Below are 24,181 nucleotides of genomic sequence, written 5' to 3'. Positions count from 1 at the left end.
GGACGCTATGGACTGGATATTGATGGCGATGGGAGGCCTGCTCTGGCTGGCCGTCTATGGCTTGGCCAAGGGTTGCGCGCTGCTGCAACGCCAAGCACAAGGGGGGCGGTCATGACCAGCGGCTGGATGATTCTGGCGGCCGTGCTCGCCGCTGCGCTTTTGGTGTACCTGATCGCCGTGCTGCTGCGGCCGGAGGACTTTTCATGAGCACCGGTGCCTGGCTGCAATTGGCGGTGTTTTTGGCACTGCTGCTGGCGCTGGCTTGGCCGCTGGCGCGTTACATCGACACCGTGATGGCGGGCCGCTTTGCGCTGGGACGGAGGCTGGAAGGCCCGCTGTTCCGACTGGCAGGCGTGCGGCCCGATGAGGAAACCGGCTGGCTGCGCTACGCGCTGGGCCTGCTGGTGTTCAATGGCCTGGGCTTGCTGGCGGTGTATGCGCTGCAGCGCTGGCAAGCGGTGCTGCCGCTCAACCCGCAGGGCATGGCTGCGGTGGCACCCGATTCGGCCTTCAACACGGCCATCAGTTTTGTCACCAACACCAACTGGCAAGGCTACGGCGGCGAGAGCACCATGAGCTACCTCACGCAGATGCTGGCGCTGACCGTGCAGAACTTTCTGTCCGCCGCCACGGGCCTGGTCGTCGTCATTGCGCTGGTGCGCGGGTTTGCGCGACATTCAGCGCAGAGCATTGGCAACGTGTGGGCCGACCTGACCCGCGCCACGCTCTGGGTGCTGCTGCCCCTGTCGCTGGTGCTGGCCGTAGTGTTTGCAGGCCAGGGCGTGATCCAGAATCTGTCGCCTTACACCGAGGTACAGACACTGGAGCCCGTGCACTACGACGCGCCCAAGCTCGATGGCGCGGGCCAGCCGGTGCTGGACGCCCAGGGCGCCCCGGTGACGGAACCCGCCACGCAAGCCACGCAGACGCTGGCCATGGGCCCCGTGGCCTCACAGCTCGCCATCAAGATGCTGGGCACCAACGGTGGCGGCTTCTTCAACGCCAACTCGGCCCACCCGTTCGAAAACCCCTCAGCCGCCAGCAACCTGTTGCAGATGCTGGCGATCTTCCTGATCCCCGCTGCGCTGTGCCTGGTGTTTGGCCGCATGGTGGGCGATGAGCGCCAGGGTTGGACGATTCTGGCCACGATGAGCCTGCTCTTCGTGGTCGCAGTGGTAGCCGCCACCGCGTTCGAGCAGCAAGGCAACCCGCTGCTTTCATCGCTGGGTGTGGACCAGGCCGCCAGCGCCTTGCAGGCGGGCGGCAACATGGAAGGCAAAGAAACGCGCTTTGGCATCGCCACCTCGGCCCTGTTCGCAGTGATCACCACAGCCGCCAGCTGCGGCGCGGTGATTGCCATGCACGACAGCTTCACGCCCCTGGGCGGCATGGTGCCCATGGTGCTGATGCAGATGGGAGAAGTGGTGTTTGGCGGTGTCGGCTCGGGCCTGTACGGCATGCTGGTGTTCGCCATCATGGCGGTGTTCATCGCCGGACTGATGATTGGCCGCACGCCCGAGTACCTGGGCAAGAAAATCGAGACGCATGAGATGAAGCTCGTCTCCATCGCCATCCTGGTCACGCCCCTGCTGGTGCTGCTGGGCACGGCCGTGGCGGTGATGAGCGAGGCAGGCCGCGCAGGCCTCTCCAACCCTGGCGCGCACGGCTTCAGCCAGGTGCTGTATGCGCTGTCTTCCGCCGCCAACAACAACGGCAGCGCCTTCGCTGGCCTGTCGGCCAACACCCCCTTCTACAACGTGCTGCTGGCCGTGGCCATGTGGCTGGGCCGCTTTGGCGTGATCGTGCCGGTGCTGGCCATGGCCGGGTCGCTGGCCGCCAAGAAGCGCGCCACCGCCACCGATGGCACCTTGCCCACCCATGGCCCGCTGTTTGTGGCGCTGCTGGCGGGCGTGGTGCTGCTGGTGGGCTTGCTGAACTATGTGCCCGCCCTCGCGCTGGGCCCGGTGGTAGAGCATCTCGTGCTCACACCCCGTTAAGAAATGGCTGGGAGATTGTGATGACCCGCAAAACATTGACCCTGTTCGACCCTGCCCTGGTGCGCCCCGCGCTGCTGGAGGCTTTCAAGAAGCTGGACCCGCGTGTGCAATGGCGCAACCCGGTGATGTTTGTGGTGTATGTAGGCAGCGCCTTCACCACCGCGCTGGCCGCCAGCAAGCCCGAGGGCTTCACCGCCGCCGTGGCGCTGTGGCTGTGGTTCACTGTGCTGTTTGCCAACTTTGCCGAGGCCATGGCCGAAGGCCGCAGCAAGGCCCAGGCAGCCTCACTGCGCGGCCTCAAAAAGCAGACCTGGGCCAAAAAGCTGGACGGCCAGTTTGACCGCACCACCCCGCGCACCGAGATGACCTGGCTGCCGCTGGAGGCGGCCCACCTGCGCAAGGGCGACGTCGTGCTGGTGGAAGCCGGTGACACCATTCCCGCCGACGGCGAGGTGATCGACGGGGTGGCGTCGGTGGACGAAAGCGCCATCACGGGCGAATCGGCCCCGGTGATCCGCGAATCGGGCGGCGACTTCTCTGCAGTGACCGGCGGCACCCGCGTGTTGTCCGACTGGATCGTGGTGCGCGTGGCCGTGAACCCTGGCGAGACCTTTGTCGACCGCATGATCGCCATGGTCGAAAACGCCAAGCGCCACAAGACACCCAACGAGATCGCGCTGACCATCCTGCTGGTGGCGCTCACCATCGTGTTCCTGGGCGTGGTGGTTACGCTGCTGCCGTTCTCGCTGTTCAGCGTGCAGGCCAGCGGCGCGGGCGAGCCTGTGAGCCTGGTGGTGCTGGTGGCCCTGCTGGTGTGCCTGATCCCCACCACCATTGCAGGCTTGCTCAGCGCCATTGGCGTGGCGGGCATGAGCCGCATGATGCAGGCCAATGTGATCGCCACCTCGGGCCGCGCGGTGGAGGCTGCGGGCGATGTGGACGTGCTGCTGCTGGACAAGACCGGCACCATCACCCTGGGCAACCGGCAAGCCAGCCAGTTCGTGTCTGCGCCCGGGGTGACCGATGCCGCATTGGCCGATGCCGCCCAGCTCGCATCGCTGGCCGACGAAACCCCCGAAGGCCGCAGCATCGTGGTGCTGGCCAAGCAGAAGTTCAACCTGCGCGAGCGTGACCTCTCCAGCCTGCAGGCCCAGTTTGTGCCCTTCACGGCGCAAACCCGCATGAGCGGTGTGGACCTGCCCGGCCCACGCCTGCTGCGCAAGGGCGCGGCCGATGCCATCCGCAAACATGTGGAGGCACTGGGCGGGCGCTTTCCTACCGCCGTGCAGACGGCGGTGGACGATGTATCGCGCCGTGGCAGCACCCCGCTGGTTGTGGCCGACGGCGCCCACGTGCTGGGCGTGGTGGAGCTCAAAGACGTAGTCAAGGGCGGCATCAAGGAGCGCTTTGCCGAGCTGCGCCGCATGGGTATCAAGACCGTAATGGTGACCGGCGACAACCGCCTGACGGCCGCCGCCATTGCCGCCGAAGCGGGTGTGGACGACTTCCTGGCCGAGGCCACACCCGAGGCCAAGCTGCAGCTCATCCGCAGCTATCAGGCCAATGGCCAGCTGGTGGCCATGACCGGCGACGGCACCAACGATGCGCCCGCCCTGGCCCAGGCCGACGTGGCCGTGGCCATGAACACCGGCACCCAGGCCGCCAAGGAGGCGGGCAACATGGTAGACCTGGACAGCAACCCCACCAAGCTCATCGAGATCGTGGAGACCGGCAAGCAGATGCTGATGACGCGCGGCTCGCTCACCACCTTCAGCATTGCCAACGACATCGCCAAGTACTTCGCCATCATCCCTGCGGCGTTTGTTACCACCTACCCGCAGCTGTCGGCGCTGAACTTCATGCACCTGGCCAGCCCTTCGTCGGCCATCCTGTCTGCCGTGGTGTTCAACGCGCTGATCATCATCTTTTTGATCCCGCTGGCCTTGAAGGGCGTGGCTTACCGCGCCGTGGGTGCCGCCGCGCTGCTGCGCCGCAACCTGGCCATTTATGGGTTGGGGGGCATGGTGGTGCCGTTCATTGGCATCAAGTTGATTGACATGGTGCTGGCGGCCGCAGGTCTGACCTGAGCTCTTCCCATTCCTAAACGCAGCTCCCCGAATCACTGACAAGGAAAATCGTATGCCTATCCGTATCCCCCGCGACGACGTGCCCGCCAGCCCAGGCGGCCTACTGCGCCCTGCCCTCACGCTGTTCGTCGTGCTGTCCATCGTCACCGGCCTGCTCTACCCGCTGGCCGTGACCGGTGTCGCACAAACGGCCTTCCCGCACCAGGCCAACGGCAGCCTCATCACCCAGGGTGGCAAGGCGGTGGGCTCCGAGCTGATCGGCCAGTCGTTCACCGAGCCTGGCCACTTCTGGGGCCGCCCATCGGCCACAGCGCCCATGCCCTACAACGCATCGGCCTCGGGTGGCTCCAATCTGGGCCCCACCAACCCGGCGCTAGCCGAAGCGGTCAAAGCCCGCATTGAAGCCCTGCGTGCCGCCGACCCGGGCAACACCCGCCCCGTGCCCGTCGACCTGGTCACCGCGTCGGCCAGCGGGCTGGACCCACACATCAGCCCGGCAGCCGCCGCCTACCAGAGCGAACGCGTGGCCCGTGCCAGGGGCCTGCCCGTGGGACAAGTGCAAGCCTTGGTGCAGCAGCACACCGACACCCCCTGGCTGGGCCTGCTGGGCGAGCCGCGTGTGAACGTTCTGGCCTTGAATCTGGCACTCGATTCGCTATCAAATAAATAGCTATCAGCGCAATTGATACTAGCGCTTGAGGCCTATTCGACATCAAATTGGTGGATACACTGTGCCCATGCAGGATCGCCCCGACCCCGACGCGCTGCTGCAGCGCATCCAGCAAGAGCAGGCCCAGCAGCAGCGCGGGCGGCTCAAGGTGTTCTTTGGCGCCTGCGCGGGGGTGGGCAAGACTTTTGCCATGCTCTCTGCCGCCAGGGCAGCGCAGGCGCAGGGCCTGCCCGTCACCATCGGCGTGGTCGAAACGCATGGCCGCACCGACACCGAGGCGCTGACCGCACACCTGCCGCGCCTGCCGCTGCGCGCCCTGCCCTACAAAGACCGCACCCTGCCCGAGTTTGACCTGGACGCCGCCCTGGCCTGGGGCGCTGCGAACCCCGAGGGCCTGGTGCTGCTGGACGAGCTGGCCCACAGCAATGTGGCCGGATCGCGCCACCCCAAGCGCTGGCAAGACGCCGAAGAGCTGCTGGCCGCAGGCATCGACGTGTGGTCCACCATGAACGTGCAGCACCTGGAGAGCCTGAACGACATCGTCAGCGGCATCACCGGCATCCGCGTGTGGGAGACGGTGCCCGACCAGTTTTTTGACGCTGCCGACGAAGTGGTGGTGGTCGACCTGCCGCCCGACGAGCTGCTGGCGCGCCTGAAAGCCGGCAAGGTCTACTTGCCCCAGCAGGCAGAGCGTGCCGCTGCCAACTTCTTTCGCAAAGGCAACTTGCTGGCCCTGCGTGAGCTGGCCCTGCGCCGCACCGCCGACCGCGTGGACGACGAAATGCGCGCCTACCGCCGCGCCAGCACCACCACGCCAGAGGCCGTGTGGCCCAACCGCGAAGCCCTGTTGGCCTGCGTGGGCACGGGCGACAACGCCGAAAAAGTGGTGCGCAGCTGCGCCCGCCTGGCCGCCCAGCTCGACCTGCCGTGGCACGCCGTGCATGTGGAAACGCCCGAGCAGCAAGGCCAGTCGGCCACCCTGCACCCGCAGGTGGAGCGCACGCTGAAGATCGCGCAGCAACTGGGCGCCGCCGCCTGCGCCGTGCTGCCCGCAGCCCAGCCCGCCCAGGCCCTGGTGCGCTATGCGCGCGAACACAACCTGGTGCGTGTGGTCATGGGGCGCAGCACCCGGCGCTGGCCGTGGCAGGCCACGCTGGCCGAGCAGATCGGACAAAGTGCCAGCGACCTGGACCTGCTGCAGGTGGGCACACTGCCCAGCCGCAGCGCCGACACCACCGAACGCAAAACTACCCGCACCAGCACCGCAGCCCCCCGCGCTGCATTCTGGCCCGGCTACATCGCCGCCGCCCTGGCCTGCTGCATTGCCGCCGTCATTGCCACACCGCTGGCCAACGTGCTGGAGCTGACCAACATCGTCATGCTGTTTTTGCTGGTGGTGGTGGGGGTGGCGCTGCGCTTTGGTCGCGGCCCGGCCATCATGGCGGCTTTCCTGGGCGTGGGGTTTTTTGACTTCTTCTTTGTGCCGCCCCGCTTCAACTTTGCGGTGAGCGACGCGCAGTACGTCGTCACCTTTGCGGTGATGCTGGTGGTGGCCCTGGTGGTGGGCCAGCTCACCGCCGGGCTCAAGGTGCAGGCCGAGGCCGCCACCGACCGCGAACACCGCGTGCGCAGCCTGTACGACATGGCGCGTGACCTGTCTGCAGCCCTGCTGCCCGAGCAGGTGGCCGAGATTGGCGCACGCTTTATCACGGGCGAGTTCAGCGCAGGCAGCACGCTGGTGGTGGCCGACGATGACAACCGCCTGCAGGTGCTGCCCGGAGGCACCGCCCCCGTGGACATGGCCGTGGCGCAATGGGCATTCGAGCGCGGCGAGCCCGCAGGCCGGGGCACCGACACCTTGCACTCCAGCCCCACGCTGGTGCTGCCGCTCAAGGCGCCCATGCGCATCCGTGGCGTGCTGGTGGTGGCCATGCCCCAAGGAGAGGTGCCTGGGGTGGAACCGCGCCGCCTGCTGCAGACCTGCGCCTCGTTGCTGGCCATCTCGCTGGAACGCATCCACTACATCGACGTGGCACAAAAGAGCACGGTGCAGATCGAGTCCGAGCGGCTGCGCAACTCGCTGCTCTCGGCCATCTCGCACGACCTGCGCACTCCGCTGGCCTCACTGGTCGGCCTGGCCGAATCACTGGCCATGGTGCAGCCGCCCCTGCCTGCCCATCAACAAGAGCTGACCGGCGCGATCCAGCAATCGGCCCAGCGCATGAGCGCACTGGTCAACAACCTGCTGGACATGGCCCGCCTGGAGGCTGGGGCCGTGCAACTCAACAAGGCTTGGCAGCCGCTGGAAGAAGTGGTGGGCAGCGCCCTGGCCGCCAGCGCCCCGGCCATCGCTGCGCACCGGGTCGAAGTGACTCTGCCCGACGACCTGCCGCTGCTGCAGATCGATGCCGTGCTGATGGAGCGCGTGCTGGTCAACCTGCTGGAAAACGCCGCCAAGTACACACCCGCAGACACCACCATCCACATCAGCGCGCAGCCCCAAAGCGACGCGGTGGCACTGACCCTCACCGACGAAGGTCCGGGCCTGCCCAAAGGCCGCGAAGAGTTGCTGTTTGAAAAGTTCGAGCGCGGCGCCCGCGAAAGCGCCACGCCCGGTGTGGGCCTGGGGCTGGCGATTTGCCGCGCCATCGTGCAGGGGCATGGCGGCAGCATCCGGGGCGATACGATCCACAACGCACAGGGCCAGCCTACAGGTGCGCGCTTTACGCTGCTGCTGCCACGCGGCACACCGCCCACCGACTTGGGCGATGACACCGACGCCTGACACCCTTGCATCCATGCCATGCCATGCCATGACCGACCTGCCCACGCACATCCTCATTGTTGAAGACGAAGCCGATATCCGCCGCTTTGTGCGCCTGACGCTGGAGACCGAAGGCCACACTGTGCACGAGGCCGCGAGCCTGCAGCGCGGCCTGATCGAAGCCGGCACCCGCCGCCCCGACCTGGTGGTGCTGGACCTGGGGCTGCCCGACGGGGATGGCGTCGATTTGATCCGCGACCTGCGCACCTGGTCGGCCATGCCCATCATCGTGCTCTCGGCCCGCAGCGCCGAAGCCAGCAAGATCGCGGCGCTGGACGCAGGGGCCGACGACTACCTCGTGAAGCCCTTTGGCTCCGGCGAGCTGATGGCACGCGTGCGCGCGCAGCTGCGGCGCAGCCAGCGGGCCTCCAGCCCAGAGGCGATACCCGTCATCCAGTTCGGCAACATCACCGTGGATCTGGCCCGCCGCACGGTAGAGCGCCGCACGCAAAGCAATGGCGAAGGCGATGGCAGCGAGGCCCTGCACCTCACGCCCATCGAATACAAGCTGCTCACCTACCTGGCCTCCCAGCCCGACCGCGTCATCACCCACGCCCAGCTGCTCAAAGCCGTGTGGGGCCCAGGCCATGCCGAGGACACGCACTACGTGCGCGTGCACATGGCCAACCTGCGTAAGAAGGTGGAGGACAACGCCTCCATGCCCCGGCACTTGCGGACTGAGGCGGGTATCGGGTACCGGTTCGTACCCTGACGCCAACTCACGAACTGCGTGCACCAGTGCAACGCAACGCCCGCTCCCCCGCCACGCGCAGCCGCTCCTGCAGCGACGCGGGCGCCAGCACCTCAAACTCCACGTCCAGCGCCATGAGCCAGAACACCAGGGCATCGCTGGCCGCGCATTCCAGCTGGCACTGCTGCCCGTTGGCCAGCGTCGTGACCACACCGGCCGACTGCGGAATGCGCCGCGCCATTTCTGCATAAGGGGCATGCAGCACCACCCGCGCCTGGTCGGGGTGCGGCGCTGCGGTGATGGAGCGGGACACATACGCCTTGAGGTCGCCGCCGTCCGGCCCGGGGCGCGGTGAAAAATGCGCGCCGACTTCGGGCTTTGCCACCATGCGGTCGATGCGAAAGGTGCGCCAGTCGCCACGGTCGCAGTCCCAGGCCACCAGGTACCAGCGCATGCCAGTGTGCACCACGCCCTGTGGCTCCACCGAGCGCTGGGTAGCGCGCCCCTTGCCGTCTTCGTACGAGAAGCCAAGCCGCAACTGGTCGCGGCAGGCCGATGCCAGCGTGGCCAGCAACGTGGCCTCCACCACCGGCCCGGTACGGTCCAGCGGCAGGATGGTGGAGCGCAACGCGTCCACCTGCTCACGCAGCCGCAGGGGCATGGCCTGCTCCAGTTTCACCAAGGCGCGCAAGGCGGGCTCTTCAATGCCGCCCACGGCACCCGCAGTGGCGGTGCGCAGCGCAATCGATACGGCCAGGGCTTCTTCATCGTCGAGCAGCAACGGGGGCAATGCCTGCCCCGCGCGAAAGGCATAGCCGCCCGCCACGCCACTGCTGGCCTGCACCGGGTAGCCCAGCTGGCGCAGGCGATCGATGTCGCGCCGCAGCGTGCGCGGATGCACTTCCAGCCGCTCGGCCAGCTCGGGGCCCATCCAGTGGCTGCGGGTTTGCAGCAGGGACAGCAGGCGCAACAGGCGTGTGGACGAGGTGAGCATGCCGCCACTGTACGTTGAATCGAGGACTGAAATTGTCCGCAATGGTTCTTACAGTGACTCCACCCTTTCTTCCACCACGACCAAGGAGTTTTCCATGTCCATCGTCCTTTACTGGCACCCCATGTCCAGCGCCACCCCGATTGCCTGCGCACTCACCGAGCTGTGCGTACCCCACGAGCGCGTGAAGATCGACATCCGCACCAGCGAGCAGCGCCGCCCCAAATATCTCGCCCTGAACCCCAACGGCAAGGTCCCCACGCTGACGGTGGACGGTGCGCCCATGTTCGAGGCCCTGGCCATCCACTTGTGGCTGGGCCATCGCTACGGCATCGAGCGTGGCCTGTGGCCTGCCGCCGGCACGCCCGAGGCGCTGCAGGCGCTGTCGTGGTGCACCTGGGCGTACGTGACCTATGGCACGGTGCTGGTGCGCCTGCAGTTGGCCACGCAGGGCGAAGAGGCGCTGCGCAGCCCTGCCCATGCACAGGCAGCCACAGCGGGGCTAAACGACCTGCTCACCCTGCTGGATGCCCGCCTGGCCGCCCAGCCCTGGATGCTGGGCGCGGACTATTCGCTGGTGGATCTGGTGGTGGGCTCGGTGCTGGGCTACAGCGTGTACCTGGGTGCCCCCGTCAATGCACACCCGCATGTGCAGGCGTGGCTGGCGCGGGTGCAGGCGCGCCCTGCGATGCAACTCGAGGCCTGAGAGCCTGAGAGTCTTTTATCCACGCCCGTCTTGCACGCCAAAAAGCCCCGGCTCTTCGTTGCAAATGCTCGCCATAGCCCGAGCTATGGCTGTGCTTTGCGCCTCGATCCGAGGCGTTTTCGCGCGCCTTTCGGGCTCGGCTAAAAAACTCTCAGCCTCTGAACGCGCAGTTGATCAACGCTGCTGCTACAGCAGCACGATGTCGTACTGCTCCTGCCCCATTGCGCTTTCGGCCTGCAGCGAGATGGGTTTTTTGATGAAGTCCGAGAGGCCGGCCAGGTGCTGGCTTTCTTCGTCCAGGAACAGCTCCACCACCCGCGCGGACGCCACCACGCGGAACTCGCGCGGGTTGAATTGGCGGGCTTCGCGCAGGATCTCGCGCAGGATGTCGTAGCACACGCTGCGCGCAGTTTTGACGCTGCCCTTGCCCTGACACACCTCGCAGGGCTCGCACAGCATGTGTGCCAGTGATTCGCGGGTGCGCTTGCGCGTCATCTCCACCAGACCCAGTTGCGAGAAGGTGCCAGATGACATGGTCTTGACCCTGTCGCGGGCCAGTTGCTTTTTGAACTCCGACAGCACGGCCTGCTGGTGGTCGTCCCGCACCATGTCGATGAAGTCCACGATGATGATGCCGCCCAGATTGCGCAGGCGCAGCTGACGCGCAATGGCCTGTGCGGCCTCCAGGTTGGTCTTGAAGATGGTATCGTCAAAATTGCGAGCACCCACGTAGCCGCCGGTGTTCACGTCAATGGTGGTCAGCGCCTCGGTCTGGTCCACGATGAGGTAGCCGCCCGATTTCAAATCGACGCGGCGGCCCAGCGCCTTGGCCACTTCCTCATCGATGGAGTACAGGTCAAAAATGGGCCGCTCGCCCTTGTAGTGCTGCAGCTTGCCGGCCGCCGCGGGCATGAACTCCTGCCCGAACGCGCGCAGGCGCTGGAACTGCTCCATCGAATCCAGGCGGATGGTCTGCGTGTGGTCGCCCACCAGATCGCGCAGCACGCGCTGCAGCAGGTCCAGATCCTGGTGCAACAGCGACATGGCGGGCAGCTTGAGCGATGCCTCCTTGATGCGCGCCCAGGTCTTGCGCAGGTAGGCGATGTCTTCGGCCAGCTCGGCATCGGTGGAATCTTCGCCGTTGGTGCGCAGGATGAAGCCGCCGCCACCGCCCGTGGATTTGTCGCCCACCAGCGCCTGCAGCCGCGCGCGCAGCGCATCGCGCTCGGCGGGAGGGATCTTCTGTGACACGCCCACATGGTCGTCCTGCGGCAAAAACACCAGCAGGCGACCGGCAATGCTGATCTGCGTGGACAACCGCGCACCCTTGGTGCCAATCGGGTCCTTGATGACCTGCACCATCAGCGCCTGCCCCTCGAACACCTGCTTTTCGATCGGTACCTGCGGCTCGTTCTTGCGGGCAAATGCGGGCGGCTCGCCATCAGGCTGGCGCTGCCACACATCGGCCACGTGCAAGAAGGCGGCACGCTCCAACCCGATGTCGATAAAGGCCGACTGCATGCCTGGTAGCACGCGCGAGACCTTGCCCAGATAGACATTGCCGACCAGACCGCGCTCCAGCGTGCGCTCGATGTGCAGCTCCTGCACGGCGCCGTGCTCCACCACGGCCACCCGGGTTTCCTGGGGGGACCAATTGATCAGGATGTCTTGTTGCATGGCGTTGTTGTTGTCTTTGGTTGGCGTCGCTCAGATCGCAAAACCCGCTGCGCGCAGCAGCTGCGCGGTCTCGTACATCGGCAGCCCCATGATGCCCGAATAGCTGCCCGCCAGGTGCTCCACATAAGCCGCCGCCCGGCCCTGGATGCCGTAGGCGCCTGCCTTGCCCAGCGGCTCGCCCGTAGCCACATACGCCTCGATCTGCGCAGGTGCCATGGGCGCGAAAGTGACGCGCGATACCGACAGGGCCGTCAGCCGTTTGGTACCTACCTGCAGAGCCACGGCGGTCAGCACGCGGTGCTCGTGCCCTGCCAGCTCGGTGAGCATGCGCGTCGCATGGGCGGCATCGTCTGGCTTGCCGTAGATGGTGCGGCCCAGGGCCACGGTGGTATCGGAACACAGGATGGGCGCATCCGGTAACTGGCGCCGTGCACGCCGGGCCACGGCCGCGTCGAGCTTGAGCGCCGTCACGCGCTCCACGTACGCTGTGGGCGCTTCGCCAGGCAGCACCACCTCGATGGCCTCGGCATCCTCGGGCTCGTCGCCATCCACGTTGGGCAGCAGCAGTTCGTGGCGCACGCCCAACTGTTCCAGCAACTGGCGGCGGCGCGGGCTCTGGGAGGCGAGGTAGATGAAGTCGGGCATGAACGGATTGTGAATAAAAATCGGCTAGGGATGTCCTGCATCACCCTCGCAAGTCGGTGGTAGTGCGGATCGGGATAGGCCGCAAGGCGTCTTTTTGCAGCCAATAGCCGGGCTATTGGCAAGAAAAGCAACGCAGCGGACTGCCCGAGGCCGCGCTATCACAGACCGCGGGGAGTGATGCAGGACATCCCATACGCTTATTCATCAAGCGCCAGCAGCTATGAAAACAGGAGTAGCACAGACCATCATCGCAAAGGGTCTGCTTCATTCACGATGGTAAGGATGCCCGGCATTCACCGACCAGGCGCGGTACAGCTGCTCGATGAGCAACACCCGCACCATGGCGTGCGGCAAAGTCAGGTCGGACAGGCGAATGCGTTCGTGCGCGGCCTGGCGAAAGGCCGGGTCCAGCCCGTCGGGGCCACCGATCACCAATGCCACATCGTCACCGCCCAGTTGCCAGCCCTTGAGCCGTTCGGCCAGGGCCTTGGTGGTGAGGTTGGTACCGCGCTCGTCCAGTGCCACCACGCGCGTGCCACGCGGAATGGCGGCTTCGATGCGCTCGCGCTCGGCGGCGTAGAGCGTCTCCAGCGTCTTGGAGCCGCGCGGCTCGGTCTTGACGGCCTTGAGCTCGACCTTGAGTTCAGGTGGAAAACGTTTGGCGTAATCGTCGTACGCGGTCTGCGCCCAGTCGGGCACCCGCTGACCGACCGCCACTATCAGCAGCTTCATGGATCAACCTGGATGCGTGAGGGAGTCACCGCTGCCGCGCGCAAGCGATGGAGCGCGCGGCAGCTGAAACGGATCAGCCCTTGCTGCGAGCAGGTGCCTTCTTGGCCGCGGGCTTGGAGCCCGATGCGGAGGCTGGCTTGGCAGCTGCGCGCGCAGGGGACTTGGCAGCTGGCGACTTCTTGGCCGCAGGCTTCTTGGCGCCACCGGGCTTGACCACCACCGTCTTGACAGGGGTCTTGGTGGCTGCGGGCTTCTTGGTGGCAACTGCGCCAGTGGTCTTGCTGGCTGGCTTGGCGGTGCTTGTCTTGGCAGCCGATTTGGCAGGTGCAGCCTTGGCCGCAGTTTTTGCAGCGGGCTTGGGGGCTGTTTTGGCAGCAGTCTTCGCAGCGGTCTTGGCGACCGCCTTGACGGTGGCCTTGCCCGAACGGGCGGCTACGGTGGGGGCCGCCGCCTTCTTGGCGGGCGCCTTGCCTGCCGCCTTGGCGTCAGACTTGGCCGCCTTCTGGGCCGACTTCTTCTCGGCCAACTCCGTGGCCGCGCTGGACACCGGCTTGGCTGCGCCGAGCTTCAGGCGCACGGGGGTGTCGCCCCACAGCTCTTCCAGGCGGTAGTACTGGCGGATGGCCGGTTGCATGATGTGCGCCACAGCCGCGCCGCAGTCCACGATGATCCATTCGCCGTTGTCTTCGCCTTCGATGCGGGGCTTGGAGAACCCAGCTTCCTTGACCGCGTCGCGTACGCTGGCGGCCAGGGCCTTGGTCTGGCGGTTGGAGGTGCCCGATGCCACGATCACCCGTTCAAACAGCGGCGAGAGATGCTCGGTGTTGAAGACCTGGATGTCTTGCGCCTTGACGTCTTCCAGGCCATCAACAATGGCGCGCTGGAGTTTGGTGACGTCTTTTTTGGCAGCGGTTTCCGATTTGGTGGAGGTGGTCATCAGGCGGTGAATAGAGAGGGAATGGAATCAATATAGCGTGCAACGCATCGCGCAGCCAGCGGGCTGGGCCTTGAGTGTTGCGCGGGTGTTGTGCTGGGGCGCTGCAGCAATATGAGGTGATTTTGACCTCTTGCGCTCATGTGAAAAGCGCTGGCAGCTATTGAAATTATAGCTTTTGTGTTTTTCAGGCCATTGACTGCGCTGCGCCAAGGCCTTCAGTCAGCCAGTCGCGCCGCACCAAAAAGCGCTGCGTGAGGTCGGCTTCGGCCGAATCGGCTGCGTCAGAGCGCTGGTAAGACCAAGACACGAGCGGCGGCATGGACAGCAAAATGGACTCGGTTCGCCCGCCCGACTGCAGGCCAAAGTGTGTACCCCGATCCCACACCAGGTTGAACTCGACATAGCGGCCCCGGCGATACAGCTGGAAGTCGCGTTCGCGCTCGCCGTAGGGCATGCCCCGACGTTTCTCGACGATGGGCAGGTAGGCGCCCAGAAAGGCATCGCCCACCGACTGCGTCATCGCCAGGCTTTGTTCAAAGCCCAGCTCCGAGAAATCGTCATAGAACACGCCGCCCACGCCGCGCTGCTCGCTGCGATGCTTGAGATAAAAGTACTCGTCGCACCATTGCTTGAAGCGGGGGTACTTGTCGTCGCCAAAGGCGCTGAGCGCATCGCGGCAGGTGCGGTGAAAGTGCACCGCATCCTCTTCAAACCCGTAGTAAGGCGTGAGGTCCATGCCGCCGCCAAACCAGCAGGTGGGCGCCTGACCGGGGTGGCCGGCGGCGATCATGCGCACGTTCATGTGCACCGTGGGCACATACGGGTTGCGCGGGTGGAACACCAGCGACACGCCCATGGCCTCGAACGGCGCACCCGCCAGCTCGGGCCGGTGCTGCGTGGCCGAAGGTGGCAGCTGCGGGCCGCGTACGTGGCTGAAGCCGCAACCCGCGCGCTCGAACACGCGGCCGCCTTCCATGATCTTGGTGATGCCGTCACCCTGCAGCGGCTCGCCGGGCGGCTTGCTCCAGGCATCGGCCAGAAAGCGTGCGCCGCCCTCGCCTTCAGCGGCTTCCACGGCTTCCAGCGCATCGGTGATGCGGGCCTGAAGGCCCACCAAGTAGCCGCGCACGCGGGTCACCGTGTCGGAGGAGTTCAAGGTCTGAGCGTCTGCCATCAGTTTTTCAGGGCACGGAAGCCAATGTCGCGGCGGTACTGCGCGCCATCAAACTGGATGCCGCGTGCCACGTCATACGCACGCTGCTGCGCCTGCTTGACGCTGTCGGCCAGCACGGTGACGCACAGCACACGGCCACCCGTCACGCTGACCACGCCGTCCTTGAGCTGCGTGCCCGCGTGGAACACCACGGCATCGTCCGCCTCGGCCGGCAAGCCGGTGATGGGGTCACCCTTGCGTGGGTTCTCCGGGTAGCCATGGGCGGCCATGACCACGCCCAGTGCGGTGCGGCGGTCCCATTGCAGTTCCATCTGGTCGAGCTTGCCGTCAGCGGCAGCGGCCATCACGTCGCTGAAATCGCTTTTCAGGCGCATCAGGATGGGCTGCGTCTCGGGGTCGCCCATGCGGCAGTTGAATTCGAGCGTCTTGGGCTGGCCCTTGGCGTCGATCATCAGGCCCGCATACAAAAAGCCGGTGTAAGGAATGCCGTCCTTTTCCATGCCACGGATGGTGGGCAGGATGATCTCGCGCATGGCGCGGGCGTGCACGTCGGCCGTGACCACGGGGGCGGGCGAATACGCACCCATGCCGCCGGTGTTGGGGCCTTCGTCGCCGTCTTTGAGGCGCTTGTGGTCCTGGCTGGTGGCCAGGGCCAACACGTTCTTGCCGTCGCACAGCACGATGAAACTGGCTTCCTCGCCTTCGAGGAATTCCTCGATCACCACGCGCGCGCCGCCTTCGTTGTGCGTCACACCGTATTTGTTGTCCACCAGCATGAAGTCCACGGCGTCGTGAGCCTCCTGCAGCGTCATGGCCACGACCACGCCCTTGCCCGCTGCCAGGCCGTCGGCCTTGATGACGATGGGTGCACCCAGCCGGTCCACAAACGCGTGGGCGGCTGCCGGGTCGGTAAAGGTGTCGTAGTCGGCCGTGGGGATGCCATGGCGGCGCATGAAGGCCTTAGAGAAGGCCTTGGAGCTTTCGAGCTGGGCAGCCGCCTTGGTGGGGCCGAAGATGCGCAGGCCGTTGGCGCGGAACTCATCGACCACACCAGCGGCCAGTGGAGCCTCGGGGCCCACCACCGTCAGCGCGATCTTTTCGGCCTGGGCCCACGCGCGCAGTTCGCGCACATCGGAGATCGCCACGTTTTCGAGCTTGGGGTTCAGGGCCGTGCCACCGTTGCCGGGTGCCACAAACACCTTGGTCACCTTGGGGGACTGGCTCAGTTTCCACGCCATCGCGTGTTCACGGCCGCCGCCACCAATCACAAGTACTTTCATAGGAACCTTTGGTGAACCCTGCCCACAGCGCTGCGCTGTTGGGCGGGACTCGGGGAAATATCAGTCGGAAAACAAGTCAGGGCAAGAAAAAAGCGGTGCCCCACTGGCGCAGAGTCACAGCGCCGCGTTGTGATAGACCTCCTGGGTGTCGTCCAGGTCTTCCAGCACATCCAGCAGCTTCTGCATCTTGGCGGCGTCTTCGCCGGTCAGTTCGATGGTGTTTTCAGGCCGCATGGTCACGCCCGCCACTTCGGCCGTCAGGCCTGCGGCCTCCAGCGCGTTCTTCACCGCTTCAAAGTCGGCTGGGGCGGTCAGCACCTCCACCGCGCCGTCTTCGTCGGTCACCACGTCTTCAGCGCCCGCCTCCAGCGCCACTTCCATCACCTTGTCTTCGCTGGTGCCGGGGGCAAAAATCAGCTGGCCGCAGTGCTTGAACTGGAACACCACCGAGCCTTCGGTGCCCATGTTGCCACCGTGTTTGCTGAACGCGTGGCGCACTTCGGCAACGGTGCGCACGCGGTTGTCGGTCATGGTGTCGATCATGATGGCGGCGCCACCAATGCCGTAGCCTTCGTAGCGGATTTCTTCGTAGGTCAGGCCTTCGGCGTTGCCCGTGGCCTTGTCGATGTTGTACTTGATGCGGTCGGCGGGCATGTTGGCCGCCTTGGCCTTGTCCACCGCCAGGCGCAGGCGGGGGTTGGCTGACAGGTCACCGCCACCGGCGCGGGCGGCCACAGTGATTTCACGAATGATGCGGGTCCAGATCTTGCCGCGTTTTTCATCCTGGCGCCCTTTGCGGTGCTGGATATTCGCCCATTTACTGTGTCCTGCCACGAGAAGTCCTTTTGTATTGATTTAATCTAGTCGGTGGATTTTACTTTTTGCCGAACCCGTACCCCCGAGGAAACCCGAAATGGCCGAACCCCTGCTGATTGCCAAGCACGACACGATTGAATGCCACCTGCTTCCCGGCCTGGCCAACCGCCACGGGCTCATCACCGGCGCCACCGGCACGGGCAAGACCGTCACCCTGCAGACCCTGGCGGAAAACTTCTCCCGCATCGGTGTGCCAGTATTCATGGCCGACGTGAAGGGCGACCTCACGGGCGCCAGCCAGCCCGGCAAGATTGGCGACAAGCTGGCCGGCGTACTCAAGGAGCGGGGCCTGGACCTGCCCACGCCGCTGGCCTGCCCCACCACGCTGTGGGATGTGTTTGGCGAACAGGGCCACCCGGTGCGCGCCACGGTGTCGGACATGGGCCCGCTGCTGCTGGGCCGCATGCTCAACCTGAACGAGACCCAGCTGGGCGTACTCAACCTGGTGTTCAAGATCGCAGACGACAACGGCATGCTGCTGCTGGACCTGAAGGACCTGCGCGCCATGCTGCAATATGTGGGCGACAACGCCAAGGACTTCACCACCGAGTACGGCAACGTGAGTGCCGCCAGCGTGGGCGCCATCCAGCGCGGCCTGCTGCAGATCGAGCAGCAAGGCGGCACGCAGTTCTTCGGCGAGCCCATGCTCAACATCCAGGACTTCATGCAGACCGTGGACGGCCATGGCGTGGTGAACATCCTGGCGGCCGACAAGCTCATGAACTCGCCGCGCCTGTATGCCACCTTCCTCTTGTGGATGCTGTCCGAGCTGTTCGAGCAGCTGCCTGAGATCGGCGACCCCGAGCAGCCCAAACTGGTGTTCTTCTTCGACGAGGCCCACCTGCTGTTCAACGAGGCGCCCAAAGTGCTCATCGAGCGCATCGAGCTGGTGGTGCGACTGGTGCGGTCCAAGGGCGTGGGTGTGTATTTCGTCACCCAGAATCCGCTCGACATACCCGACAGCGTGCTGGCCCAGCTGGGCAACCGCGTGCAGCACGCGCTGCGCGCCTTCACCCCGCGTGACCAGAAAGCCGTGAAGGCCACGGCCACCACCATGCGGCAAAAGCCGGGGCTGGACATTGAAACCGCCATCACCGAGCTGGCCGTGGGCGAGGCGCTGGTGAGCTTTCTGGACGCCAAGGGCCGCCCCAGTGTGACCGAGCGCGTGTTTGTATTGCCTCCCGGCAGCCAGTTGGGCCCCATCACCCCGCAGCAGCGCCAGGCCCTGATGGCCAGTTCTCTGGTCGCGGGTGTGTATGAAAAGGCGGTGGACCGCGAGTCGGCCTACGAAAAACTCAAGGGCCGCGCCACCGAAGCCGGCGGGCAGGCGGGCAACGCAGCGGGCGGGGGCAACGGCAAGGTGGCCACCGGTACGCCCACCGAAGAAGGCGGCGGCCTGCTGGGTGGGCTGAACGATGTGCTGTTTGGCAGCACCGGCCCGCGAGGCGGCAAACGCGACGGCCTGGCGCAGACCATGGCCAAGTCCGCCGTGCGCACCATGGGCACCACGATCGGCAAGGAGATTTTGCGGGGCGTGCTCGGCGGTATCTTTGGCGGCGGCAGCAAGCGCCGCTGACGCCGTTGGGACGGCGCCCGGCGTCATAGACCAGCGGCGCCCCTCCCGCCATTGGCTCGCCTCCCTGTGAAAGCGCACAACATGGCGCCTGTGACCTTTTGACGACACCCCGCGATTCGTCACAAATCAGTCACATGGCCGCCGTGAAATCGCCATACACAACAACAAAAAGAAGGAGGGACGATGACACGCATTGAAAACGTTCTGCTGCGCTGGGGCGGCAAGGTCATGCTGCTGGCCATTGGGGTGTGGGTGGCAGCCATCCTCGGCATCTTTGCAGGCGCCTGGCGCCTGCGCTGGCCCTGGGTCCTGTACTTCATTGCCACCGTCATCATCACGGCGCTGGTGATCCAGTGGACCAACGCAGTGCGCCAGCGCTACATCCGCGAGGCTCCCCTGCCCCGCTTTCTGCAGCGCAAGCTGCGCGAAACCTACCCCCACCTGAGCACCCGCGACTGTGAACTGGTGGAACGCGGCCTGCGCCAGTTCTTCATGGCCTGCCTGCGCAGCAACCAGCAGTTTGTGGCCATGCCCTCCAAGGCGGTCGATGCGCTGTGGCACGAATTCATCCTGCACACGCAGGCGTACAAACTGTGGTGCCAGAACGCGCTGGGTTTCTTTTTGCACCACACACCCGCCGAGGCGCTGGGCCACAAGGCGCGCCACAACGACGGCCTGCGCCGCTGCTGGTACTGGGTGTGCAAGGAAGAATCCATCGACCCCAAGGCGCCCAGTCGCCTGCCCCTGCTGTTTGCACTGGACGCCAAGTTCGCGATTACCGGAGGCTTCAGCTACGTGCCCGACTGCTCCGACATTGCCCGCAAGAGCGATGCGGGCGGCAGCGGCGGCGACAGCTACTGCGGCACCAGTTTTTCGGACGGCAGCTACAGCGGCAGCTCGGGCGACTTTGGCGGCGCCGAGAGTTCGGATGCCGGCAGTGACGGCGGCGGGGATGGCGGGGGCGACGGCGGCGGTTGTGGTGGTGGCGGGGACTGAGCGCCTGGTCCACCGGCCCCACTGGCGGCACAACGCCAGCCCCAATCACTCTCTTTTTGATAGCTACCCAGGCATGATGCACTAGCGCATGCAGCCAAAATGGCCCGAAATCATTCCCAGTCACCCAGGCGACGACCAGGCCTGCGCCCACCGGTCTACAGTGGCACCCCATGAACACCCTCACCTGCTTTTCCCTCAGCATCACTGACCACGTCGCCCATCTGGTTCTGAACAAACCCGAGGCCATGAACACCATGCATCCCACCTTCTGGCGCGAGCTGGACACGGTGCTGGCCCAGCTGCACCAGGCGGGCGAGGCGCGGGCGCTGGTCATCAGCAGCACCGGCAAACATTTCAGCGCCGGGATGGCGCTGGAGACCTTTGGCGGCGCCATCACGATGGACGACCAGAGCCCCGAGGGCCGGGCTGCCATCTTCGACCTGCTGACTGACATGCAGGCCACCTTCACCCGCATCGACAACCTGCGCATCCCGGTGATCATGGCCATCCACGGCGGCTGCATCGGCGGCGCGGTGGACATGGTCACCGCAGGCTGCATCCGCTACGCCACGCAGGATGCGTTCTTCTGCATCCAGGAGATCAACATCGGCATGGTGGCCGACGTGGGCACGCTGCAGCGCCTGCCCAAGCTCATTCCGCTGGGTGTGGTCAAAGAACTGGCCTACACCGGCCGGCGCCTGAGCGCCGCCAAGGCCCTGGACTATGGCCTGGTCAACGAGGTGTTCGACACGCAAGAGGCCATGCTGGCTGCCGCGCTGCAGTGCGCCAAGGAGATCGCGTCCAAACCCCCGGTGGCCATCTGGGGCACCAAGCAGGCCGTGAACTACGCGCGCGACCACAGCGTGGAAGACAGCCTGCGCCAGATGGGCTGGCTGCAGGGCGCCATCTGGAGCAACCAGCATGTGCGCGAATCGGTCACGGCCATGAAGCAAAAACGCGCGGGCGAGTTCCCGGCGCTCACACCATTGCAACGGTTCAGCGAGCTGGGCTGAGCGCCGCCGGGCCGCGCCATGCGGCCCGGATTGCGGTGCGCGCACGGGCATGTGCCACATCAAAATGTATAGCTGCCCAGGCATGCAGCACTAGCGCTTGCAAGCCCTTTTGCTTGAAATGGCGAGGCAAAGGGCTATCATCAGGCCTTAAGGGGTTTGGCCGTCTTCCAGCCCTGCCCACAAGGATGCCGCCACCATGACGCTGCCCAGCCTGACCCCACCCACCTACGACGATGTGGCCGCTGCCGCGCACCGGCTCAAGGGCATGGCGCACCGCACGCCCGTGCTGCGCTCCAGCACCGCCGACGAGCGGCTGGGCGCGCAGCTGTTCTTCAAGTGCGAGAACCTGCAGCGCACCGGCGCCTTCAAGTTCCGGGGCGCGTTCAATACCCTGGCCCAGTTCACCGACGAGCAGCGCGAATGCGGTGTGCTCGCCTTCTCGGCGGGCAACCACGCGCAGGCCATTGCACTGTCGGCCCGGCTGCTGGACATGCCTGCCGCCATCGTCATGCCCGAGGACGCCCCCGCCTCCAAGATGGCCGCCACGCGCGACTATGGCGCCCAGGTCGTCACCTACAACCGCTACACCGAAGACCGCGAGGCCATCAGCCGCCGCCTGGCGCTGGAGCGCGGCATGACGCTGGTCCCCCCGTTCGACCACCCCCATGTGATCGCGGGCCAGGGCACGGCGGCCAAGGAGCTTTTTGAAGAAGTGCCCGACCTGGACTACCTCTTCGTCTGCGTCGGTGGTGGCGGCCTGCTCGCGGGCAGCCTGCTGGCCGCCGAGGCCCTGGCGCCGCAATGCCGGGTGGTAGGGGTGGAGCCCGCAGCGGGCAACGACGGCCAGCAGTCGGTCAAGGCCGGGCATGTGGTGCAGATCCCCACGCCCCACACCATTGCCGACGGCGCACAAACCCAGGCGCTGGGCCAGCTCACCTTCCCCATCATCCAGCGCCTGGCCGACGACATGGTCACCGCCACCGACGAGCAGCTGGTCGAGTCCCTGCGCTTTTTTGCCGAACGCATGAAGATCGTGGTCGAACCCACGGGCGCCCTGGCATTCGCCGGGGCCCAGCATGGCAACGTGGACATCCACGGCGCGCGCGTCGGCATTCTCATCAGCGGCGGCAACGTCGATTTGTCGCGCCTGGCACGGTTTCTGGCAGACTAGCCCCCACTTTTTCACTCACCGCGCGGCAGAGCGTGCCTGATCATCAGCGCAAAGGCCCCTGCCCTTCTCCTTTCAGGTTCCCCATGAGCAACGTCACCGTCATCACCCACCCCCTCGTCCAGCACAAGCTCACGCTGATGCGCAAGAAAGACGCCAGCACCAACAGCTTTCGCCGCCTGCTGGGCGAGCTGTCCACGCTGATGGCGTACGAAGTGACCCGCGACATGCCGCTGCAGGATGTGCAGATCGAAACCCCGCTGGAGACCATGACCGGCAAGATGATCGATGGCAAGAAGCTGGTGCTGGTCTCCATCCTGCGCGCGGGCAACGGCTTTCTGGACGGCATGCTCAACGTGGTGCCCGGCGCCCGCGTCGGCCACATCGGCCTGTACCGCGACCCAGCCACGCTGCAGCCCGTGGAGTACTACTTCAAGATGCCGTCCGAGATGGACGAGCGCGACATCATCGTGGTGGACCCGATGCTTGCCACCGGCAACTCAGCCGCGGCCTGTGTGGACCGCCTCAAGAAGCTCAACCCCCGCTCCATCAAGTTCGTCTGCCTGCTGGCCGCCCCTGAAGGTGTGGCCACGCTGCAGAAGGCCCACCCCGACGTGCCCATCTTCACCGCCGCCATCGACCGCGAGCTGAACGACCACGGCTATATCCTGCCGGGCCTGGGCGATGCGGGTGACCGCATTTTTGGCACCAAATAAGCGCACAACGGCAGCGCCCGTGCACCAGCCACCGCAGGGCCTGCCGCCCAGCGGTGGCTTTTTTTTCATCACCGGGCCTCCCTGCGTTGCGTAACAGCCCATTGGGAGCCCTACTCTGGTGGGGTGCCCCAGCCTGGTTTCCGGATGCGCTGCACGCATGCACCATTTTTTTACCAACTGGTGGCTTTCCTCTGGCAGACTTGCCGCTGGTTTGCAGTTACACAGCCACCGACTGGCGCGCTCCTTGCTTGGTAACAGCACCCCCAACCTCCTTGTTTGCTTGTCTGAAGGAACCCCACCATGACCACTCGCCGCATCTTCACCGGACGCCTGCTCTGCACCTCCATGGCCCTCTCGGCCGCCATGGCGATGGCGCCCTCTTTGGCCTTCGCACAGTCCAAGATCAAGGTCGCGGCGATCTACACGGTGCCTTTTGAACAGCAATGGGTCAGCCGCATCCACAAGGCCCTCAAGGCCGCCGAGGCACGTGGCGAGATCGAATACAAGGCCAGCGAAAACGTGAGCAACGCCGACTACGAGCGCGTGATGCGCGAGTACGCCACCGGCGGCAACCAGCTCATCGTGGGCGAGGCCTTTGCGGTAGAAGCCGCCGCCCGCAAGGTGGCCAAGGACTTCCCCAAGACTTCGTTCCTGCTCGGCTCCTCCGGCAAGCCGCAGGCGCCCAACTTCAGCGTGTTCGACAACTACATCCAGGAGCCCGCGTACCTCAGCGGCATGGTGGCTGGCGGCATGACCAAGACCAACAAGATCGGCATGGTGGGCGGATTCCCCATCCCCGAAGTCAACCGCCTGATGCACGCCTTCATGGCGGGCGCCAAGGAGACCAACCCCAAGGTCGAGTTCACCATTACCTTCATCAACAGCTGGTTTGACCCACCCAAGGCCAAGGAAGCCACCTTCGCCATGATCGACAAGGGCGCCGACGTGCTCTACGCCGAGCGCTTTGGCGTGAGCGACGCGGCCAAGGAAAAAGGCAAGCTCGCCATCGGCAACGTGATCAACACACAAGAGCAGTACCCCGACACCGTGGTGGCATCGGCCCTGTGGCACATGGAGCCCAGCATCGAGCGCGCGCTCAAACTGGTCAAGGACGGCAAGTTCACCGCCGAGGACTACGGCCCGTACTCGATGATGAAACACAAGGGCTCCGAACTCGCGCCCCTGGGCACATTCGAGAAGAAGGTGCAGGCCGACATCGTCGCCAAGGTCAAGGCCAAGGAGGCCGACATCCTGGCCGGCAAGTTCACCGTGAAGGTGGACGACAGCCAGCCCAAGTCCACGGCCAAGTAAGCACCGGTGCAGCGGGCGCCGTGCCTGCGTCCTCAACTTCTGTGCACAGGCCACCCCAGCAAAGCGGTGGCCTGTTTGTTTTGATGCTCATCGCTATTGCACCCCGACAAGGCT

At 65.6% G+C, this 24,181-nt stretch carries 21 protein-coding genes; 13 read left to right on the top strand and 8 right to left on the bottom strand.

The features are described from left to right. Positions 1-111 precede the first annotated feature (111 nt). The 6 genes from kdpF to CLU87_RS08250 all read left to right on the top strand — a co-directional run bounded on the left by kdpF (position 112) and on the right by CLU87_RS08250 (position 8,290). Positions 112-207, top strand: coding sequence for a K(+)-transporting ATPase subunit F (gene kdpF, locus CLU87_RS08275; protein WP_056062349.1), 96 nt, complete (start codon positions 112-114; stop codon positions 205-207). Next, positions 204-1,997, top strand: a complete 1,794-nt coding sequence (gene kdpA / locus CLU87_RS08270) for a potassium-transporting ATPase subunit KdpA (RefSeq protein WP_099730125.1) — start codon at positions 204-206, stop codon at positions 1,995-1,997. The genes kdpF and kdpA overlap by 4 nt, the downstream gene beginning before the upstream one ends. A gap of 20 nt (positions 1,998-2,017) precedes the next feature. Continuing rightward, positions 2,018-4,084, top strand: a complete 2,067-nt coding sequence (gene kdpB, locus CLU87_RS08265; RefSeq protein ID WP_099730124.1) for a potassium-transporting ATPase subunit KdpB — start codon at positions 2,018-2,020, stop codon at positions 4,082-4,084. A 52-nt stretch (positions 4,085-4,136) separates the two neighbouring features. Further along, entirely contained in the window at positions 4,137-4,754 is a 618-nt protein-coding gene (kdpC, locus tag CLU87_RS08260) for a potassium-transporting ATPase subunit KdpC (protein WP_099730123.1), read from the top strand. Positions 4,755-4,821: 67 nt separating this feature from the next. Further along, positions 4,822-7,539 carry a DUF4118 domain-containing protein gene (locus CLU87_RS08255; protein ID WP_099730122.1) on the top strand — a complete coding sequence of 906 codons (2,718 nt, stop codon included), beginning with the start codon at positions 4,822-4,824 and terminating at the stop codon, positions 7,537-7,539. A gap of 28 nt (positions 7,540-7,567) precedes the next feature. Then, the gene (locus CLU87_RS08250; protein WP_099730121.1) at positions 7,568-8,290 is read left to right on the top strand and encodes a response regulator; all 723 of its coding nucleotides are present in this window, start codon (positions 7,568-7,570) and stop codon (positions 8,288-8,290) included. A 7-nt stretch (positions 8,291-8,297) separates the two neighbouring features. Here the strand turns inward: CLU87_RS08250 and CLU87_RS08245 are convergent, their stop codons facing one another. After that, positions 8,298-9,263 carry a YafY family protein gene (locus CLU87_RS08245; RefSeq protein WP_099730120.1) on the bottom strand — a complete coding sequence of 322 codons (966 nt, stop codon included), beginning with the start codon at positions 9,261-9,263 and terminating at the stop codon, positions 8,298-8,300. A 94-nt stretch (positions 9,264-9,357) separates the two neighbouring features. On the opposite strand from CLU87_RS08245, the gene CLU87_RS08240 reads away from it, so the two are divergent. Further along, positions 9,358-9,966, top strand: a complete 609-nt coding sequence (locus CLU87_RS08240) for a glutathione S-transferase family protein (protein WP_099730119.1) — start codon at positions 9,358-9,360, stop codon at positions 9,964-9,966. Between the two features lie 186 nt (positions 9,967-10,152). On the opposite strand, the gene rng is transcribed toward CLU87_RS08240, so the two are convergent. The 7 genes from rng to CLU87_RS08205 all read right to left on the bottom strand — a co-directional run bounded on the left by rng (position 10,153) and on the right by CLU87_RS08205 (position 17,245). Continuing rightward, on the bottom strand, positions 10,153-11,643 hold the full coding sequence (gene rng / locus CLU87_RS08235) for a ribonuclease G (RefSeq protein ID WP_056062322.1): 1,491 nt from the start codon (positions 11,641-11,643) through the stop codon (positions 10,153-10,155). Positions 11,644-11,673: 30 nt separating this feature from the next. After that, positions 11,674-12,288: a nucleoside triphosphate pyrophosphatase gene (locus CLU87_RS08230; protein ID WP_056746040.1), complete on the bottom strand. Its 615-nt coding sequence runs from the start codon at positions 12,286-12,288 to the stop codon at positions 11,674-11,676. A 264-nt stretch (positions 12,289-12,552) separates the two neighbouring features. Then, positions 12,553-13,020, bottom strand: coding sequence for a 23S rRNA (pseudouridine(1915)-N(3))-methyltransferase RlmH (gene rlmH, locus CLU87_RS08225; RefSeq protein WP_007858784.1), 468 nt, complete (start codon positions 13,018-13,020; stop codon positions 12,553-12,555). Positions 13,021-13,093: 73 nt separating this feature from the next. Then, on the bottom strand, positions 13,094-13,957 hold the full coding sequence (rsfS, locus tag CLU87_RS08220) for a ribosome silencing factor (RefSeq protein ID WP_056746041.1): 864 nt from the start codon (positions 13,955-13,957) through the stop codon (positions 13,094-13,096). A 184-nt stretch (positions 13,958-14,141) separates the two neighbouring features. Further along, entirely contained in the window at positions 14,142-15,131 is a 990-nt protein-coding gene (gene hemF, locus CLU87_RS08215) for an oxygen-dependent coproporphyrinogen oxidase (protein WP_099730118.1), read from the bottom strand. After that, entirely contained in the window at positions 15,131-16,411 is a 1,281-nt protein-coding gene (gene purD, locus CLU87_RS08210) for a phosphoribosylamine--glycine ligase (protein ID WP_099730117.1), read from the bottom strand. Before purD ends, hemF begins: the two co-directional genes overlap by 1 nt. 114 nt (positions 16,412-16,525) lie before the next feature. Continuing rightward, positions 16,526-17,245 (bottom strand): YebC/PmpR family DNA-binding transcriptional regulator, encoded by a 720-nt coding sequence (locus CLU87_RS08205; RefSeq protein ID WP_015014275.1) that lies wholly within the window; start codon positions 17,243-17,245, stop codon positions 16,526-16,528. 79 nt (positions 17,246-17,324) lie between these two features. Between CLU87_RS08205 and CLU87_RS08200 the strand changes: the two genes are divergently transcribed. From CLU87_RS08200 to CLU87_RS08175, 6 genes are all read left to right on the top strand, one after another. Further along, positions 17,325-18,863, top strand: coding sequence for a helicase HerA-like domain-containing protein (locus CLU87_RS08200; protein ID WP_099730116.1), 1,539 nt, complete (start codon positions 17,325-17,327; stop codon positions 18,861-18,863). A 183-nt stretch (positions 18,864-19,046) separates the two neighbouring features. Further along, a complete protein-coding gene (locus CLU87_RS08195; protein ID WP_099730115.1) occupies positions 19,047-19,859 on the top strand; it encodes a hypothetical protein in 813 nt (270 codons plus the stop codon). Positions 19,860-20,029: 170 nt separating this feature from the next. Then, positions 20,030-20,872: an enoyl-CoA hydratase-related protein gene (locus tag CLU87_RS08190; RefSeq protein ID WP_056746054.1), complete on the top strand. Its 843-nt coding sequence runs from the start codon at positions 20,030-20,032 to the stop codon at positions 20,870-20,872. Positions 20,873-21,068: 196 nt separating this feature from the next. Continuing rightward, positions 21,069-22,043, top strand: coding sequence for a threo-3-hydroxy-L-aspartate ammonia-lyase (locus CLU87_RS08185; protein WP_099730114.1), 975 nt, complete (start codon positions 21,069-21,071; stop codon positions 22,041-22,043). A gap of 83 nt (positions 22,044-22,126) precedes the next feature. Then, a complete protein-coding gene (gene upp, locus CLU87_RS08180; RefSeq protein ID WP_056062295.1) occupies positions 22,127-22,756 on the top strand; it encodes a uracil phosphoribosyltransferase in 630 nt (209 codons plus the stop codon). A gap of 300 nt (positions 22,757-23,056) precedes the next feature. Next, a complete protein-coding gene (locus CLU87_RS08175; protein ID WP_056746059.1) occupies positions 23,057-24,067 on the top strand; it encodes a BMP family protein in 1,011 nt (336 codons plus the stop codon). Positions 24,068-24,181 lie beyond the last annotated feature (114 nt).

The organism is Acidovorax sp. 59 (genome assembly GCF_002754175.1).
Classification (GTDB): domain Bacteria; phylum Pseudomonadota; class Gammaproteobacteria; order Burkholderiales; family Burkholderiaceae_C; genus Acidovorax; species Acidovorax delafieldii.
This window is presented reverse-complemented; position numbering and strand designations above follow the sequence as displayed.